Raw genomic sequence first — 20,289 nt, forward strand, 5'->3', positions numbered from 1 at the left:
AAAAAGAAAACGGAGCTGCGCTCCGTTTTTTTATTCTCTTAGTTGTTCAAGGTTGCTAATGAGACTGTTCGCAATATCAGCGGCAGATGCTCCATCAAAGTTAACTTCGAGTTGTTGGCCGTCTTTGTTGATGGTCAAGGTAGAGTTAATCCCACTTTCGGTTACTGATACCGAAATATCATCAACTTGCCCAGCATAATCACCAGAGCTCAGATCATCTAACAAGATAGATAGATCGTCTTCAGTGACGCCATCAAACAAGTCCACAAAGTCTAGAGAATCTCCGTCACCAAAATCAGTCACTGTATCTGTGGCATCATCCATTTCTGTCCATTTAAAGACATCGTTACCACCTCCACCGGTAAGCAGATCGTCGCCAAGTCCACCAATCAAGATATCATTACCATCCGTACCAACCAACGTATCATCTTGGTCAGTACCTTGAACTATGTTGTTAGCTTGCATTGACGCTACTTGGACAGCAGAAGCTTCTACTGCATCTACAGAGACATTAGAGAACTCGATATCAACTGTTGCAGTATCAGTGCTTGTGAGCCCTCCAGAATCGACTGCTTGATAGTCAAATGAATCATTTACATTGTTGAAGCTGGTAATCTGTGTACCTACTAATGTAAAACTCGCTTTATCACTCGCGCTATCGGTCTCTGGGAATAAACGAATTTCGTCAAAGCTACCGCTACTAATAGCGACCGTAGCAAAGCCCTGTTGGTTTCCGGTAAATACAATGTCATCAGTTTGAATAACCTGGGTCTCAGCTAGAACTCCGTCCATGTAAAAATAAACGTTTATCCATGCAGCGCCACTATTGAAGCGGTCATTCAAGCTTGCCAAATTTAACCTTGCTTCTTTCGCTTCAAGACCGTCATCGAGATCAATGGCAATGAATTCACTGGTACTGATTTCATCACCCTGTCCAGTCTCTCCAGGTGACACGACAACTAAGCCTACTTGTTGAGCAGCAAAATCAACTTTGATCTGAGCATTATTTACAAAATCACCATTGCTATCGATTGTCCCTCCGTAAAAGCTCAATCCATTCACATCAACTGAATCAGCTAGGAAGTCTTTGTCAAATTCATCCAATAGATCTTGGGAGTCAAAACTCTGTTCATCAAAAAAGTCTTCCGTAAGTCGATACTTAACCTCTGTATCTTCGTATAATTTGTTAGAGGAATCACTTAGAAAATCTTGATCTATAATGACTTCTTGGTTGTTTTCATCTACAAAGAAAAGCTCACCAAATGAAGGAAGTTCAACGATTTCAATTTCTATATCCCCATCGTTCGCAGTTACAGCGTCATCCTCCAAATCTTCTACTCTTTGCAGTCCAGCGCCAGTTACGCTGTCAAAATCAACATCTTGAACAGGAAAGATTCCGTCTTCGATATCCAACAAAATACCAAAATCACGTACCGTTGGCGGTGTGTTGGGAAGATCATCATCAACAATAGTTGCCGTGCCTTTGACACCTCCCACGTTTAAGAAGAAGGTCTCGTCCGGCTCGTCGATGGTGTCTTGCTTGGTATCCACTGTTGCAGTAAACATGGTGACGCCCGCTGGCACTGTGATTTGTCCGGTATTAGCGTCATAGGTCACGCCATCACTGAACACGATGTTGGACACGTTTGTATCGTAATCATTATCGCCTGCCGTGCCGTTGACTAAGCCAATCGTGTAGGTTTGGTCGCTACTGCTGGCATTATTCAGCGTCACTTTAAACTCAGCAGCTTGACCTTCTGGCACGGTATCACCAACCAAAGCGACCTCCGTGATCACGGGTGCATCGTCATCATCTTGGATTGTCGCAGTGCCAGTCACTCCACCGACTTGCAGGTCGAAGGTTTCATCTGGCTCGTCGATGGTATCTTGCGTGGTATCCACTGTTGCGGTGAACATGGTGACGCCTGCTGGGACGGTGATTTGTCCCGTATTAGCGTCATAGGTCACGCCATCACTGAAAACGATGTTGGACACGTTGGTATCGTAATCATTATCACCTGCCGTGCCGTTGACTAAGCCAATCGTGTAGGTTTGGTCGCTACTGCTGGCGTTACTTAGCGTCACTTTAAACTCAGCGGCTTGACCTTCTTGGACGGTTTCGCCAACCAAAGCGACATCCGTGATCACGGGTGCGTCATCATCATCTTGGATTGTCGCTGTGCCGGTCACCCCACCGACTTGGAGATCGAAGGTTTCGTCCGGCTCATCGATGGTGTCTTGCGTGGTATCGACTGTTGCAGTGAACATGGTGACGCCCGCTGGCACTGTGATCTGTCCGGTATTGGCGTCGTAGGTCACGCCATCACTGAACACGATGTTGGACACGTTTGTATCGTAATCATTATCACCTGCCGTGCCATTGAATAAGCCAATCGTGTAAGTTTGATCGCTGCTACTGGCATTACTCAGCGTCACTTTAAACTCAGCAGCTTGGCCTTCTGGTACGGTTTCGCCAACCAAAGCGACATCCGTGATCACAGGTGCGTCATCATCATCTCGGATTGTTGCTGTGCCAGTCACCCCACCCACTTGCAGGTCGAAAGTTTCATCTGGCTCATCGATGGTATCTTGCGTGGTATCCACTGTGGCAGTGAACATGGTGACGCCTGCTGGGACGGTGATTTTTCCAGTATTGACGTCGTAGGTCACGCCATCACTGAACACAATGTTTGACACGTTGGTGTCGTAATCATCATCACCTGCTGTGCCGTTGACTAAGCCAATCGTGTAGGTTTGGTCGCTGCTGCTGGCGTTACTTAGCGTTACTTTAAACTCAGCAGCTTGACCTTCGGGGACTGTATCACCAACCAAAGCGACATCGGTAATAGTTGGCACACCATCATCATCAATAATGGTCGCTGTGCCAGTCACCCCACCCACTTGCAAGTCGAAGGTTTCATCTGGCTCATCGATGGTATCTTGGGTGGTATCCACTGTTGCAGTGAACATGGTGACGCCCGCTGGGACGGTGATTTGTCCCGTATTAGCGTCGTAGGTCACGCCATCACTGAACACAATGTTAGACACGTTGGTGTCGTAATCATTATTGCCGGCCGTACCGTTGACTAAGCCAATCGTGTAAGTTTGATCGCTACTGCTGGCGTTACTTAACGTCACTTTAAACTCAGCGGGTTGACCTTCGGGTACGGTCTCACCAACCAAAGCAACATCGGTAATAGTTGGCACACCATCATCATCAATAATGGTCGCTGTGCCAGTCACCCCACCGACTTGCAGGTCGAAGGTTTCATCTGGCTCATCGATGGTGTCTTGCGTGGTATCCACGGTTGCAGTGAACATGGTGACGCCCGCTGGAACGGTGATTTGTCCGGTATTAGCGTCGTAGGTCACGCCTTCACTGAACACGATGTTGGACACGTTGGTGTCGTAATCATTATCACCTGCCGTGCCGTTGAACAAGCCAATCGTGTAAGTTTGATCGCTGCTGCTGGCATTACTTAACGTTACTTTAAACTCAGCGGGTTGGCCTTCGGGGACTGTATCACCGACCAAAGAGACATCGGTAATAGTTGGCACACCATCATCATCAATAATGGTCGCTGTGCCAGTCACCCCACCCACTTGCAGGTCGAAGGTTTCGTCCGGCTCATCGATGGTGTCTTGCGTGGTATCGACTGTTGCAGTGAACATGGTGACGCCCGCTGGGACGGTGATTTGTCCGGTATTAGCGTCATAGGTCACGCCATCACTGAACACGACGTTGGACACGTTGGTGTCGTAATCATTATCGCCTGCCGTGCCGTTGACTAAGCCAATCGTGTAAGTTTGATCGCTACTGCTGGCATTACTCAGCGTCACTTTAAACTCAGCAGATTGGCCTTCTGGTACGGTTTCGCCAACCAAAGCCACATCGGTGATCACAGGTGCATCGTCATCATCTTGGATTGTTGCCGTGCCTGTCACCCCACCGACTTGCAGGTCGAAGGTTTCATCTGGCTCATCGATGGTATCTTGCGTGGTATCCACTGTGGCAGTGAACATGGTCACGCCTGCTGGGACAGTAATTTGTCCCGTATTAGCGTCGTAGGTCACGCCATCACTGAACACGATGTTGGATACGTTGGTGTCGTAGTCATCATCACCTGCCGTGCCGTTGAACAAGCCAATCGTGTAAATTTGATCGCTACTGCTGGCGTTACTTAACGTCACTTTAAACTCAGCAGCTTGGCCTTCAGGTACAGTTTCGCCAACCAAAGCCACATCCGTGATCACGGGTGCGTCATCATCATCTTGGATTGTTGCCGTGCCAGTCACCCCACCCACTTGTAGGTCGAAGGTTTCATCTGGCTCATCGATGGTGTCTTGCGTGGTATCCACTGTTGCAGTGAACATGGTGACGCCTGCTGGGACGGTGATCTGTCCGGTATTGGCGTCATAGGTCACGCCATCACTGAACACAATGTTTGACACGTTGGTGTCGTAATCATCATCACCTGCCGTGCCGTTGACTAAGCCAATCGTGTAGGTTTGGTCGCTGCTGCTGGCATTACTCAGCGTCACTTTAAACTCAGCAGGTTGGCCTTCTGGTACGGTTTCGCCAACCAAAGCCACATCAGTGATCACGGGCGCATCGTCATCATCTTGGATTGTTGCCGTGCCTGTCACCCCACCGACTTGGAGGTCGAAGGTTTCATCTGGCTCATCGATGGTATCTTGCGTGGTATCCACTGTTGCAGTGAACATGGTTACGCCCGCTGGGACAGTGATTTGTCCAGTATTGGCGTCGTAGGTCACGCCATCACTGAACATGATGTTGGACAAGTTGGTGTCGTAATCATTATCACCTGCCGTACCGTTGACTAAGCCAATCGTGTAAGTTTGATCGCTACTGCTGGCGTTACTTAGCGTCACTTTAAACTCAGCTGCTTGGCCTTCGGGTACGGTCTCGCCAACCAAAGCCACATCGGTAACCATAGGCGTGTCATCGTTATCAACAATAGTTGCCGTTCCTTGAACAGGAGTCTGCTGTGCTGTGGTAGTCCCGGATAACGTAAACGACTCATCGCCTTCAGTGATGTCGTCCTCTATAGTAGGGATAGTAAGTTGTAGTCCGCTTTCACCGCTAGGTAGAGTAACAATCAGCTCCCCTTGTGGACCTAGTTGAGGGTTTACAACCGTACCATCTGGAAGAGAAATTTCGACTAACAGACTATCAAAGTCCTGTCCATCAAAAGCAGTTCCATCATTGAGAATAAGTGTTAACTCAGTATCCTGGCTACCTGGTTGATCTAAGGTAACATCAAATACAACATTTTCACCCTCGTTAATAGTTGGACTACTAATATCTTGAATCACCGGGAGGGTAAGTAATTCCCCTGATTGGAAATTTTGGAAAAGTTCTAGTAGAGATAAGATTTGTGTATTTGAAAGTACTCCGAAACCACTAGCGTTAGTCTCAAACAAAGTTGCGGCCAGACTTTCAGCCCCAGTTCTGTCAATTGCTCCCGTCACTTGAGGACTTGAACCCAACCCTTCACCTGCAGCCGGATTAAATTCTTCTCCAAGTTCTGCAGGATCAAGACCTTGTGCAATCGCTTCAAATACTTGTTGAACATCTGATGTGATATCTTGGGTTGTGCCGTCTCTTCCCACTCTTTGTATTGTCACATCATTCGGTTGAGAAAGCTCTTGAATAACCAGTTCTCCAGATAATGGAGACTCGCCATTTTCTAGTTGCTTAATGTTGCCATCAAGGCCAATAACTACAGTCATACCTAACAAGGTACGTAAATCGATTTGTCCCATATTTACCTCGCCTGCCCTTGGCTTAGTCAAATATTTGTCACCCCAATATTTACGACTATAGTTTAGTCAAATCATCGTTTTTTCGCTGTTTTAACCTTGCTTAATCCACCTTTGACTTTAAGGGGCGAAGTCAAATTAGTGGCTCAAGCAAAAAAGCTCTTGAAACGACTATCTTATTAATAGTTAGAACCTTTTTGATTAACTTTAAACAGGAAAGATCCGTTGCATATGCTATGGTTTACTTAAGGAATAAGCAGCATTTGGTGATAAATGCCTAGGCATAACAGTAAGTTGAGAATTATGTTCTTACTCGTTGTTATTTGTATCTGTCGGTCTTAGTTTTGAGACAGGCCCGACAATACTTATCCATATTTTAGGAGAACTACTGTGAAATGGACTCAACTAACCATCGCTTGTTGCAGTGGCCTAATTGCATCGTTTTCTGCGTTTGGGCAAACACTAGAACAGGCTGTGGCTCTTACATTGAAAAACAACCCCGACATTAAAAGTGCATTTAACGAATTCACCAGTAGGAAATACGTCAATGATGCATCTTCAGGAGCGTATCTTCCGAAGGTTGATCTTGATGCTGGCATCGGGTACGAGGGGATTGATCCTGCTGATCTTGATCGTAGTGAAACCGACTTAACAAGAAAAGAAGCATCAATCACGCTAACGCAACTTATTTGGGATGGTTCTGCCACACTCAATGACATTGATCGTACTGCGGCCGATGCCGAATCTTTGAGGTACCAACTACTTGCCGATGCTTCAGACAAAGCACTCGAAGTAACAAAAGTCTATCTTGATGCCGTGAAAGCATACGAAATATTAACGCTTTCAGAAAACAACCTAGCCGTTCATAAAAAGATATATGTAGACATTAAAAAGCGTGTTACCTCCGGGATTGGATCTACTGCAGACCTCACTCAGGTTGAAGCTCGCTTGGCAAAAGCCCATGGTAACTTGGCTGCCGCTCAGAACAATTTGTATGACTCACATACTATGTTCACCCGATTAGTTGGACAGACTCCGCAAGGACTCATTTTCCCAAGAGCAGACGAGAACTACCTACCAAACACAGTTGATGATGCTGTTGGAGAAGCGTTTGACCAACATCCTGTTATTCAAGTTGCGATTGCCGATGTCGATTCAGCCAAGTTTCAGTACAAGCAATCAAAAGGCGTCAACTACCCTACACTTTCGTTGGAAGCATCCCAAACCTGGCGAGATGATGCAGGAGGCATTGAAGGCAGCAGTGATGAGACCACTGCAATGTTGAGAATGCGCTACAACCTATACAACGGTGGTAGTGACGCTGCAAACAGTGAAAACTTCGCCTACCAATTGAATAAAGCAAAAGACTTGCGTGAAAGTGCTTATCAAAACGTGGAAGAAGGATTGCGACTTTCTTGGAGTGCGCTTGACTTAACTCTGCAACAAAAAGAGTTTCTCGCCGACCATGTAGATTCCGCAGCAGAAACCGTTATTGCCTATGAGAAGCAGTATCGGATCGGTAAGCGAACGTTATTGGATTTACTGAATACAGAAAACGAACTGTTTCAGGCACGAAAAGACTACTTAGATGCAAAATATTCAGAACAATACGCTAAATATCGAGTGATGAATGCCACGGGAGAGCTATTAAATGCTCTGCGAGTTGATGTTCCTCAAGAATGGTTAGAGAAAGTGGAGTATTAATATGAGAGTGTTATTACTAAGCCTTTCAGCACTTATGTTCTTCGGCTGTAGTTCTAGTGATGGAACTGGAGATGAGTATGATTACATGCCGACGCCTATTGCGGAGCAATCAGCTGATCACATGGATGATGATAGGGACGGTGTTATTAACCACAGAGATCTGTGTCCAGGAACGCCTGAGGGCTCTGAATTGGATAATGATGGGTGTGGGGAATACGCAAAATCATCTCAAAAAATGCAAATTCGTGTGCTGTTTGCCAACGACTCTGACGTCATAAACCCTATCTTTTCAAAACAAATTCGTGATCTGTCAGCCTTCCTGAAAGAGTACCCTAGCACATCAATAGAGCTTCAAGGCTATACAAGCATCACAGGTACTGACGAATACAATTTAGATTTGTCGAAAAGAAGAGCTGAAAATGTGCGCCAGGAACTTATTAAAAATGGTATTTCACCTAACCGCTTAAGGATTGTGGGTTTCGGAGAAACAAAATTGGCTTCTTTCGGTACCGATGAGGTGAGTCATGCTCTAAACAGACGGGTTACAGCCACCGTCGTTGGTTACAAAGGAGAAGTGAAAAAAGAATGGACTATTTTTACCGCACTTCCTAAAAACTAAAAATACCACCAGATCAACAAAGGGGCTTGCCATTAGCCCCTTTGATTGGTTCTGTTACCAGCAAGTATTAGTAATCGCTATCTTTAAGACCACCTTGCTCAAATAAGTAACTGGTTAAATCTGCAGCATTCATGCCATCGAACTCGATAGACATGGACTTACCTTCTTGATTAATCGTTAACGCCGCGCCTGTTTGTGAATCCTCAATCGAAATTACACCTTCCAGATTGTCATCAGGAATCGTATCCAACAACTCGGAGATATCGTTGAAGTTGACACCTTCCAGGACTTCGGACAAATCAAGAATATCCTCATCGACAGTGAAATCTTTAATACGGTCAACAGCGCCATTTTCAACATCTACCCACGCAAAAATATCTGCACCATCATCACCAATTAGAATATCGTTTCCTAGACCACCAACTAAGATATCATTACCGCTACCACCCGAAATGGTATCTTCACCGGCCTCGCCTAATAAGTAATCATCACCACCTCTGCCATACAGAGTATCATCATCATTACCGCCACGAATACCATCAGAGCCATTGTCTGAACCCCAGATAGTATCGTTACCATCTCCACCATAAGCGGCTAAGTTACCACCTTGGCTAGTGACAACATCATCACCAGATCCCAGATTTACCGTATCAGTCACAGGTTGAACTTCACTTTCTACACTCTGTAGCAGGGCTCCATAAGAATCATGAATCGTCTGCGTTGTACTCATAAAGTCTGCGTTTTCGAAAAAGCTTCGATCTGGAGTAGTACCATTTTCATTTGGAAGAGAACTACCCGTATCGATAACGTAGTCTCCTTTACCTATACCAAAGTCTATTCGGTCATTACTGTCACCGCTGCTAACCCTGATGTTGTCGGTCAATTCAACTTTTTGCTGGAACGGGCCTTGAGCTCCTATCGCACCATGACCACCTAGTGAGTAAGTAAAGTTCGCCGAGTTATTAATTGGCTGAGTAAGTTCAAAGGTATCATTGCCGCCGCCACCGAGGTGAACGACCTGCTGCGTTACCGAAACTGGTATCTGAATGCTAGTTTCTGCTGAATGATTGTTGCTCACTTCCGTCGCTATGGCGGATACATTCAAATTAAACTGTCCAGACTGACTAAACTTAGCTTCAAGTGAAGTTAAGTCCCAGCCAGTAATATCGACAGGAACTGATTCTACGGTTATCTCATTGTCTGCACCATCACGTAATACCGTTCCAATCGGCACCTCATCAAGTTGGATAGTTAATCGTTCAGAGTTGTCAGCATCTACTAAGGAAGCGCTAATTTCACTTAATGCGATGAAGGCTCCTTCCTCACCTGAATTTAGAGTCTCTTTAATTACAATATCATCAATGATGACGCCTAGACTATCAGAGGCCTTGGCTTCAAACATCACTCGATAATTGCCAGAACCCTCAATTGGAAGTTCGATATTTTCGAGAGTTTGGTAGCTAGAATCATGTTGATTGAAATCAAAGACTGTAACTTCAGAACTTAAAATAGGGCTACCAGAAGCGTCAAGCTTGTATAACTTAACAACCATATCTGATGCATGGTAGTCACCACTGCGAATGGCCGCTTCAAAGTCCAATGTATATTGGGCACCACCTCGACAGGTAATGTCAGTAAACAGATCTTTATCACCATTCCGGCCTTCAAGCTCCAATACCTTATTAGTGGAATCACCATCTCGATAAGTTCCTTCAGTACCTACTTCGACTTTACCGCCACTATTGCTCGTCTCCCAGACGCCAACGGTTCCACTTCCAGAAACTTTATCAATATCGACGTTGGCCACAGTACCGCGGACACTAACATCTTCAAAATCAATGGCCGCAATAGTTTTGCTAGAAATTACTTCTAAATTAGGCGTATCCGCTACAGCTACGATCTCAACATCTAAGGTATTTGACGCGCCAGTGTTGGTCGTGTAAGTGATTGTTGGAACATCCCCACTCCAATGCTCAGTAGGCGTAAATGAATAGCTACCGTTTTCATTGAGAACGAAAGCCCCTTGATTGCCGAATGTGTACTGTGTGCCAGCGTCAAACGAGCCGTCTACCCCTTCAATCGAGTAGGTATCGACTAACAACGTAGAATCTATATCCTCGTCGTTCGATAACACGTTGCCAGTCACAGTATGATGCTCATTAGCTTTTGAAGAATCTTTATCAGTAACTGTCGGAGAGTCGACCGCTTCGACTTCAATATTCAGTCTTGCTGATGCACCAGTATCTGTCACGTACGTAATGGCAGGTACATTACCATTCCAATTATCCGCAGCCTCAAACAAAAATTGACCATTGGCTTGGACTGTAATGAATCCCCCTTCAATAGCGACTCGGCTTCCAATCGAGTGCACTGTATTAGAGCCAGCAATTGAGAACTCAGATACAGACTGAATAGTATCCCCATCATTATCTAAAAGGTTACCCGATATGTCCTGTCCCTCAGTCGTCTTGACAGCATCGTCTAACGCCCTAATTTCTGAAGCATTAATCAGATTAAAGTCAATACTAATTGTTGCTTCAGATTGTGAGCCATCAGTATCTTCTAGTGTATAAGTGAACGACTCGACCGCATCTTCTGGAATCGCATTATGTGAAGTGTTGATTACATACTCATAAGTACCGTTTTCGTTCAACGTTAATTGACCATATTGGCCTTGTAGAGCTAGGCCAATTGCACCTACAGTGCCAGTACTGCTTCTAACAGACACAACGGAAACATCATCTTGCGCGATCTCATCTGGGCCAAAACCGTTATCTTCATAAACATTACCGGATAAAGAAGGCTCAGAGTAATTGTTATCTGGGACAAGTTTAATGGCAAGATCGTACGATGTGTCCTGGTTCTCAGAAGTATTTATTGAGGTAACAACATTACCGTTGACGTCCTTGAAGCCAACAACTTCTACAGAATATTCCTTACCATCAAAGTTAAATGTCGCAGTTGTACTTGTAATTGTCACTATATCGTCACCGGTGCCGTCGTCATTTGGTGTCTCGTTATGGCCAAACTCGATGTCCAGTTCTACTAGTTGACGGTTTCCATAAGTATCAACCAACTCAAAACTTACAGATAACGTTGCTCCTGTAATCGCCGTTCCAGAGCTGATCGGGTTATTAAAGTGAGTAAAAGTCCCCAGAATAACGTCTTCATTTAACGGAAGTTCACCATTCAGCCCCAAGTCATTGTCAATAAATCCGTAACCTGATTGAGGGTCATTGTCATCGGTAATACCCCAACGAAGCTGGTCATTGGCGCTATCATTGTCATTACTATCGAAAACGGAGGTGTTTGTACCACCTACTACCGAACTCCACGCAGCTTCGATGCCGCCGACACTAAACGAGTCGAGCACGACATCAAGTGTATGTGAGTCGTCTCTTGCAACAGGAGCAGAATCTGCAATGTCGACTTGGATGGTATGCCTAGTACCATTCACGTCTACATGGAAACTATCTTGGTCACTGATTTCGTCAGAATGATCACGTTGAGGTGGCTGATATATAATCTTGCCATCTTGTAATTCTACAACTCCACCAAGTTCGGTGTTAATAGATGTCACACCATCTGGGAAAGTAAAACCACTCGGTAAACCAACAAGCTCTAACTCTTGGCCTTCCACAGACTTGAAATGAGTCAGTGTTTCGTTGTCCGTTATGTCTATTCCCGCACTGTGATCACCAATTTGGATCTCGTAGTGCTCAGGCGACTCGGTTTGGAGATCATCTATAGTAGGAATAGTGATACTAAACGAATCAACACCTTTAGGTACAATCAATGAATTAGTTATAGCGTCATAGGTTACGCCGTCACTAAAGATGGCACTTGCAAAATCTATATCTTGGTTGTCCGTTGTAGTCGACCCAAAACCAAATTTTACAGGATATTTGTACTGCGTAGCTGTAGTAGAATCTAATGAAATGTCGAAGACTAAATTCGCCCCTTCCTCGATACTACTTGATTGTGCGTCAATAGTAGCTATTAATGGTTTTGGTGGTAAATTCCCCTCTAGACCATCTTTATCTAAAGTTACTTGTGACTCGTTACTGTAGTTTCCTGAAGAATCAACAACCTTATAGTCAAATGTGTCTTCTTGAGGCTCTGCCTCGATATATTTCAACTCCCAGTTACCATCACCTTCTGTGGTGATATCAACTGAGGCAATCAGTTTTCCTTCTGGTGAATCAAATACAAGTTCTTGGAACAAACCTGTATTCCCATCTTCGCCCTCAGGTTTAGTATATGTAATCCTTTTGGATGAACCATCATCATACTTGACAACGAATACTGCGTAGCTGTCATTAGAACCATGGTCGAACTTGCCACCCAATCCATCTAGTCCGATATTTAAGGCATCTACTGGTGTGTTACCAAAATCAATCTTTATGACCTCTCCAGAGTTGATTCCGCTGTTACCACCAACACCAATACCGTAACCAACATGGTTTGCATCTGGGTCACCGCGATACTGTGTAAGCAAGCCATCGTCTGTACTGATCGTAATAATGCTACCATTACTCAATGTCATCGTTCTTACGCTGCTAGCGTTACCATCCGATGACTCGCCCCAGTTGTAAAATTCAGTCTGACTAGAGTTAAACTCTTGGTAAAAAGAATCTTTTGTTCCAAGCAAGAACCCTATGTTGTCAGAATCTGGCTCATAATAAATGCTGTCTGGGTTGTAAGGCGTACCTTGTTGAAGAATTTCACCCGTCACGTCATCCACAATATGCAGATCCGTTGATTTGATTTCTACAAACTCAGTATCACTGACTTTTAGGAATAGCTTTCCGTCATCAGGAAGCTCTGTAACGACAATATTTAGAGGCGTTTCAGATAGGTCATCTTCTTTATCTGAAATATGATCATCATCATTTTCTACATTATCGAAGTTTGTGTTGAACACAACCTTCGTTTTGCCTGTTGTGCTGATAGTTTCAGTAAATGACTCGGATTGTGGTGGATGACCACCATCATCGATTGTCGCGTTCGCTTTATCACCACCATCTGGAATGGTCGCGCCTTCGCCAGCCACAATCTGACCCACGAGGCTCTCTAAACCTTCAATCTCCGTGTCGTCTTTTGGTGTGACCACCACGGAGATGCTCTCTGCACCAGTGAGGGTCAACTCGATGCCCTCATTGAACAACGCGTTAAGTCTATCGCCTGCGTAGATTTCCTCACCAATCTTAACCGAATCGATATCGTCGATATCAACCGAACCCGCCACGCTGGTATCGAATTTGAAGGTGACCTTTGCTGGATCGCCATTTACTTCTGTGCGTGAAATCGCAAACGACGCCGTGCTTTCACCTTCCACTGCAGCAGCGTCCACCGCCTTGATTGACACCTCCGCCACTTCGTTGCGGTTGGTGGTTTCATCATTAATGGTGGCGTTGGCTTTGTCATTACCCGGTAGGACCGACGCACCGTCGCCCGCCACAATCTGACCGACTAAGCTCTCTAAACCTTCAATCTCCGTGTCGTCTTTTGGTGTGACGACAACACTGATGCTCTCAGCACCAGTTAGGGTCAACTCGATGCCCTCATTGAACAACGCGTTAAGTCTATCGCCTGCGTAGATTTCCTCACCAATCTTAACCGAATCGATATCGTCGATATCAACCGAACCCGCCACGCTGGTATCGAATTTGAAGGTGACCTTTGCTGGATCGCCATTTACTTCTGTGCGTGAAATCGCAAACGACGCCGTGCTTTCACCTTCCACTGCAGCAGCGTCCACCGCCTTGATTGACACCTCCGCCACTTCGTTGCGGTTGGTGGTTTCATCATTAATGGTGGCGTTGGCTTTGTCATTACCCGGTAGGACCGACGCACCGTCGCCCGCCACAATCTGACCGACTAAGCTCTCTAAACCTTCAATCTCCGTGTCGTCTTTTGGTGTGACGACAACACTGATGCTCTCAGCACCAGTGAGGGTCAACTCGATGCCCTCATTGAACAACGCGTTAAGTCTATCGCCTGCGTAGATTTCCTCACCAATCTTAACCGAATCGATATCGTCGATATCAACCGAACCCGCCACGCTGGTATCGAATTTGAAGGTGACCTTTGCTGGATCGCCATTTACTTCTGTGCGTGAAATCGCAAACGACGCCGTGCTTTCACCTTCCACTGCAGCAGCGTCCACCGCCTTGATTGACACCTCCGCCACTTCGTTGCGGTTGGTGGTTTCATCATTAATGGTGGCGTTGGCTTTGTCATTACCCGGTAGGACCGACGCACCGTCGCCCGCCACAATCTGACCGACTAAGCTCTCTAAACCTTCAATCTCCGTGTCGTCTTTTGGTGTGACGACAACACTGATGCTCTCAGCACCAGTTAGGGTCAACTCGATGCCCTCATTGAACAACGCGTTAAGTCTATCGCCTGCGTAGATTTCCTCACCAATCTTAACCGAATCGATATCGTCGATATCAACCGAACCCGCCACGCTGGTATCGAATTTGAAGGTGACCTTTGCTGGATCGCCATTTACTTCTGTGCGTGAAATCGCAAACGACGCCGTGCTTTCACCTTCCACTGCAGCAGCGTCCATCGCCTTGATTGACACTTCTGCCACTTCGTTGCGGTTGGTAGTTTCATCATTAATGGTGGCGTTGGCTTTGTCACCACCATCTGGAATGGTCGCACCGTCGCCCGCTACGATTTGACCGACTAAGTTCTCTAAACCTTCAATCTCGGTATCGTCTTTTGGTGTGACGACAACACTGATGCTCTCAGCACCAGTTAGGGTCAACTCGATGCCCTCATTGAACAACGCGTTAAGTCTATCGCCTGCGTAGATTTCCTCACCAATCTTAACCGAATCGATATCGTCGATATCAACCGAACCCGCCACGCTGGTATCGAATTTGAAGGTGACCTTTGCTGGATCGCCATTTACTTCTGTGCGTGAAATCGCAAACGACGCCGTGCTTTCACCTTCCACTGCAGCAGCGTCCATCGCCTTGATTGACACTTCTGCCACTTCGTTGCGGTTGGTAGTTTCATCATTAATGGTGGCGTTGGCTTTGTCACCACCATCTGGAATGGTCGCACCGTCGCCCGCTACGATCTGACCGACTAAGCTCTCTAAACCTTCAATCTCCGTGTCGTCTTTTGGTGTGACGACAACACTGATGCTCTCAGCACCAGTTAGGGTCAACTCGATGCCCTCATTGAACAACGCGTTAAGTCTATCGCCTGCGTAGATTTCCTCACCAATCTTAACCGAATCGATATCGTCGATATCAACCGAACCCGCCACGCTGGTATCGAATTTGAAGGTGACCTTTGCTGGATCGCCATTTACTTCTGTGCGTGAAATCGCAAACGACGCCGTGCTTTCACCTTCCACTGCAGCAGCGTCCACCGCCTTGATTGACACCTCCGCCACTTCGTTGCGGTTGGTGGTTTCATCATTAATGGTGGCGTTGGCTTTGTCATTACCCGGTAGGACCGACGCACCGTCGCCCGCTACAATCTGACCGACTAAGCTCTCTAAACCTTCAATCTCCGTGTCGTCTTTTGGTGTGACGACAACACTGATGCTCTCAGCACCAGTGAGGGTCAACTCGATGCCCTCATTGAACAACGCGTTAAGTCTATCGCCTGCGTAGATTTCCTCACCAATCTTAACCGAATCGATATCGTCGATATCAACCGAACCCGCCACGCTGGTATCGAATTTGAAGGTGACCTTTGCTGGATCGCCATTTACTTCTGTGCGTGAAATCGCAAACGACGCCGTGCTTTCACCTTCCACTGCAGCAGCGTCCACCGCCTTGATTGACACCTCCGCCACTTCGTTGCGGTTGGTGGTTTCATCATTAATGGTGGCGTTGGCTTTGTCACCACCATCTGGAATGGTCGCACCGTCGCCCGCTACGATTTGACCGACTAAGTTCTCTAAACCTTCGATCTCGGTATCGTCTTTTGGTGTGACGACAACACTGATGCTCTCAGCACCAGTGAGGGTCAACTCGATGCCCTCATTGAACAACGCGTTAAGTCTATCGCCTGCGTAGATTTCCTCACCAATCTTAACCGAATCGATATCGTCGATATCAACCGAACCCGCCACGCTGGTATCGAATTTGAAGGTGACCTTTGCTGGATCGCCATTTACTTCTGTGCGTGAAATCGCAAACGACGCCGTGCTTTCACCTTCCACTGCAGCAGCGTCCATCGCCTTGATTGACACTTCTGCCACTTCGTTGCGGTTGGTAGTTTCATCATTAATGGTGGCGTTGGCTTTGTCACCACCATCTGGAATGGTCGCACCGTCGCCCGCTACGATTTGACCGACTAAGTTCTCTAAACCTTCGATCTCGGTATCGTCTTTTGGTGTGACGACAACACTGATGCTCTCAGCACCAGTGAGGGTCAACTCGATGCCCTCATTGAACAACGCGTTAAGTCTATCGCCTGCGTAGATTTCCTCACCAATCTTAACCGAATCGATATCGTCGATATCAACCGAACCCGCCACGCTGGTATCGAATTTGAAGGTGACCTTTGCTGGATCGCCATTTACTTCTGTGCGTGAAATCGCAAACGACGCCGTGCTTTCACCTTCCACTGCAGCAGCGTCCATCGCCTTGATTGACACTTCTGCCACTTCGTTGCGGTTGGTAGTTTCATCATTAATGGTGGCGTTGGCTTTGTCACCACCATCTGGAATGGTCGCACCGTCGCCCGCTACGATCTGACCGACTAAGCTCTCTAAACCTTCAATCTCCGTGTCGTCTTTTGGTGTGACGACAACACTGATGCTCTCAGCACCAGTTAGGGTCAACTCGATGCCCTCATTGAACAACGCGTTAAGTCTATCGCCTGCGTAGATTTCCTCACCAATCTTAACCGAATCGATATCGTCGATATCAACCGAACCCGCCACGCTGGTATCGAATTTGAAGGTGACCTTTGCTGGATCGCCATTTACTTCTGTGCGTGAAATCGCAAACGACGCCGTGCTTTCACCTTCCACTGCAGCAGCGTCCACCGCCTTGATTGACACCTCCGCCACTTCGTTGCGGTTGGTGGTTTCATCATTAATGGTGGCGTTGGCTTTGTCATTACCCGGTAGGACCGACGCACCGTCGCCCGCTACAATCTGACCCACGAGGCTCTCTAAACCTTCAATCTCCGTGTCGTCTTTTGGTGTGACCACCACGGAAATGCTCTCAGCACCAGTGAGGGTCAACTCGATGCCCTCATTGAACAACGCGTTAAGTCTATCGCCTGCGTAGATTTCCTCACCAATCTTAACCGAATCGATATCGTCGATATCAACCGAACCCGCCACGCTGGTATCGAATTTGAAGGTGACCTTTGCTGGATCGCCATTTACTTCTGTGCGTGAAATCGCAAACGACGCCGTGCTTTCACCTTCCACTGCAGCAGCGTCCACCGCCTTGATTGACACTTCTGCCACTTCGTTGCGGTTGGTGGTTTCATCATTAATGGTGGCGTTGGCTTTGTCATTACCCGGTAGGACCGACGCACCGTCGCCCGCTACAATCTGACCCACGAGGCTCTCTAAACCTTCAATGTCCGCATCGTCTTTTGGAGTCACTACGACTGAGATGCTCTCTGCATCGGTGAGGGTCAGCTCAACGCCTTCGTTGAACAACGTCTTAAGTGCATCGCCTGTGTAGGTAGTCTCACCAATCGTAACCGATTCGATATCGTTGATATCAACAGAGTCTGCCACGCTGGTATCGAACTTGAACGTCACCTTGCTTTCTAAGCCTGTTGGTTCACCTTGGCTTGGAGTACGCGAGATCTGGAATGAAGCGCTGCTTTCACCTTCAATAGCTAATGCACTAACAGTCGTAATAACAACATCACCGATATATTCTGGTATCGTTACACTGTCTTGTGCTTCTGGGGAGGTATTACCGGCCTGATCCGTAACCGTAGCGACAACGGTCAGCGTTTCACCTTCTGCCGGAACCGGGTATTGCAGCGTGACACCATTATCTAAGTCATTTTGTGTGATAACTCGGTCTGGCTGACCAGTCACACTGAGCGTATCGCCCACTTCTGCATCAGCGGGTAAAGTAACCAGTACATCAACCAAACCTTCCACTTCATTGTTTTCAAGCGAGCCATCGTTGTTACTGTCTTCAGTTATCACCACCGTTGGCGCGTCTGGTGCATCCGTATCAGGTACTTCAACGGTAGGAACTGTTACCGCATCTTGGCCTGACTCTGAAGTATTACCTGCCTGATCCGTAATCGTAGCGACAATGGTCAGCGTTTCACCCTCTGCCGGAACCGGGTATTGCAGCGTAACACCAGTATCCAAGTCGTTTTGTGTAATGACTCGGTCTGGCTGACCAGTCACACTGAGCGTATCACCCACTTCTGCATTAGCCGGCAAGGTAACCAGTACATCGACCAAGCCATCCACTTCATTGTTTTCAAGCGAGCCATCGTTGTTACTGTCTTCAGTTATTACCACCGTTGGCGCGTCTGGTGCGTCCGTATCTGGTACTTCAACGGTTGGAACTGTTACCGCATCTTCGCCTGGCTCTGAAGTATTACCAGCCTGATCCGTAATCGTAGCGACAACGGTCAGCGTTTCACCTTCTGCCGGAACCGGGTATTGCAGCGCGACACCATTATCTAAATCATTTTGTGTGATAACTCGATCTGGCTGACCAGTCACACTGAGCGTATCACCCACTTCTGCATTAGCCGGCAAGGTAACCAGCACATCGACCAAACCATCCACTTCATTGTTTTCAAGCGAGCCATCGTTGTTACTGTCTTCAGTGATTACCACCGTTGGCGCGTCTGGTGCGTCCGTATCTGGTACTTCAACGGTTGGAACTGTTACCGCATCTTCGCCTGGCTCTGAAGTATTACCGGCCTGATCCGTAACCGTAGCGACAACGGTCAGCGTTTCACCTTCTACCGGAACCGGGTATTGCAGCGCGACACCATTATCTAAATCATTTTGTGTGATAACTCGATCTGGCTGACCAGTCACACTGAGCGTATCACCCACTTCTGCATTAGCCGGCAAGGTAACCAGTACATCGACCAAACCATCCACTTCATTGTTTTCAAGCGAGCCATCGTTGTTACTGTCTTCAGTGATTACCACCGTTGGCGCGTCTGGTGCGTCCGTATCTGGTGTTTCAACGGTTGGAACTGTTACCGCATCTTGGCCTGGCTCTGAAGTATTACCAGCCTGATCCGTAATCGTAGCGACAACGGTCAGCGTCTCACCTTCTGCCGGAACCGGGTATTGTAGCGTGACACCATTATCTAAATCGTTTTGTGTGATGACTCGATCTGGCTGACCAGTCACACTGAGCGTATCGCCCACTTCTGCATCAGCGGGTAAAGTAACCAGTACATCAACCAAACCATCCACTTCATTGTTTTCAAGCGAGCCATCGTTGTTACTGTCTTCAGTTATTACCACCGTTGGAACACTCGGTGCCAGTGTATCTGGGTTACCGCTTGCGGAACTTATAACTTGGTTGAAGTTAAGATATGCTTCGAGCAATGACAGTGTTTGAGTTTGTGACACACCAAGATCTTGAAGGCCAGAGGTTTGAAAATCTGTCGCGGCTAAAATTTCAGATGCACTTCTTTCAAGTGTCGCCGTTAGTTGATAGCTAGAACCATTGGCAGTACCTGCTGCCGTAGCAAACTCTTCGCTGAGTTGGGTTGGATCCTGCCCCGATTCTAGAGTTTCAATAATTTGAGCAATATCGTCGCTGATATCAGTACTTTGTTCATCTTTCACGAGCTCCACTTTCAAGTCACTTTGACTAACTCGCTCTACGATAATCTCACCGTTACGTGGCTGTGAGCCTTCGGAGAGTATGCGTATGTGGCCATCTAAACCTATTACAACCACTTGCTCTTGATATGAAACTAAAGACGTACGATCCATGATACTATATGACCTTTTGTTTGCGTCAAACTTTTGACCAGTAATGCTTAATAGTTATATATTGCCTTAATGGCAGTATTATTAACAGCAAGTTAATAACTATTTTAATTCAATAGGTCACATATTTACCAATGAGCCTTCTCTTTCAATATCGTGATGTTAGTTCAAAACTTAGAGCGCTTTAAATGCTGAAACCTATAGAAACATATAGAAACAATACACAAATCCTATCACTAACTTGTTT

Annotated in this window: 4 protein-coding genes; 2 read left to right on the forward strand and 2 right to left on the reverse strand. The window is 46.6% G+C overall.

Annotation, left to right across the window (positions count from 1 at the left end; translation table 11 throughout):
• Positions 1 to 30: 30 nt before the first annotated feature.
• A complete protein-coding gene (locus BSZ04_RS16240; RefSeq protein WP_088880841.1) occupies positions 31 to 5,787 on the reverse strand; it encodes a beta strand repeat-containing protein in 5,757 nt (1,918 codons plus the stop codon).
• 387 nt (positions 5,788 to 6,174) lie between these two features.
• Between BSZ04_RS16240 and BSZ04_RS16245 the strand changes: the two genes are divergently transcribed.
• Together BSZ04_RS16245 and BSZ04_RS16250 are read left to right on the forward strand one after the other, a co-directional pair.
• Complete coding sequence (locus BSZ04_RS16245) at positions 6,175 to 7,488, forward strand: TolC family outer membrane protein (protein WP_088880842.1); 1,314 nt, start codon at positions 6,175 to 6,177, stop codon at positions 7,486 to 7,488.
• Positions 7,489 to 7,522: 34 nt separating this feature from the next.
• Positions 7,523 to 8,107, forward strand: a complete 585-nt coding sequence (locus BSZ04_RS16250) for an OmpA family protein (RefSeq protein ID WP_231896331.1) — start codon at positions 7,523 to 7,525, stop codon at positions 8,105 to 8,107.
• Between the two features lie 67 nt (positions 8,108 to 8,174).
• Here the strand turns inward: BSZ04_RS16250 and BSZ04_RS16255 are convergent, their stop codons facing one another.
• Positions 8,175 to 20,045 (reverse strand): choice-of-anchor K domain-containing protein, encoded by an 11,871-nt coding sequence (locus BSZ04_RS16255; RefSeq protein ID WP_088880844.1) that lies wholly within the window; start codon positions 20,043 to 20,045, stop codon positions 8,175 to 8,177.
• Between the last annotated feature and the right edge of the window lie 244 nt (positions 20,046 to 20,289).

It is taken from the genome of Vibrio rotiferianus, from assembly GCF_002214395.1.
Classification (GTDB): Bacteria; Pseudomonadota; Gammaproteobacteria; order Enterobacterales; family Vibrionaceae; genus Vibrio; species Vibrio rotiferianus.

Coding starts and splice junctions, on each gene's coding strand:
- BSZ04_RS16255 (WP_088880844.1), bottom strand. CDS start 20,045: ATGGATCGTACGTCTTTAGTTTCATATCAAGAGCAAGTGGTTGTAATA.
- BSZ04_RS16240 (WP_088880841.1), bottom strand. CDS start 5,787: ATGGGACAAATCGATTTACGTACCTTGTTAGGTATGACTGTAGTTATT.
- BSZ04_RS16250 (WP_231896331.1), top strand. CDS start 7,523: ATGTTCTTCGGCTGTAGTTCTAGTGATGGAACTGGAGATGAGTATGAT.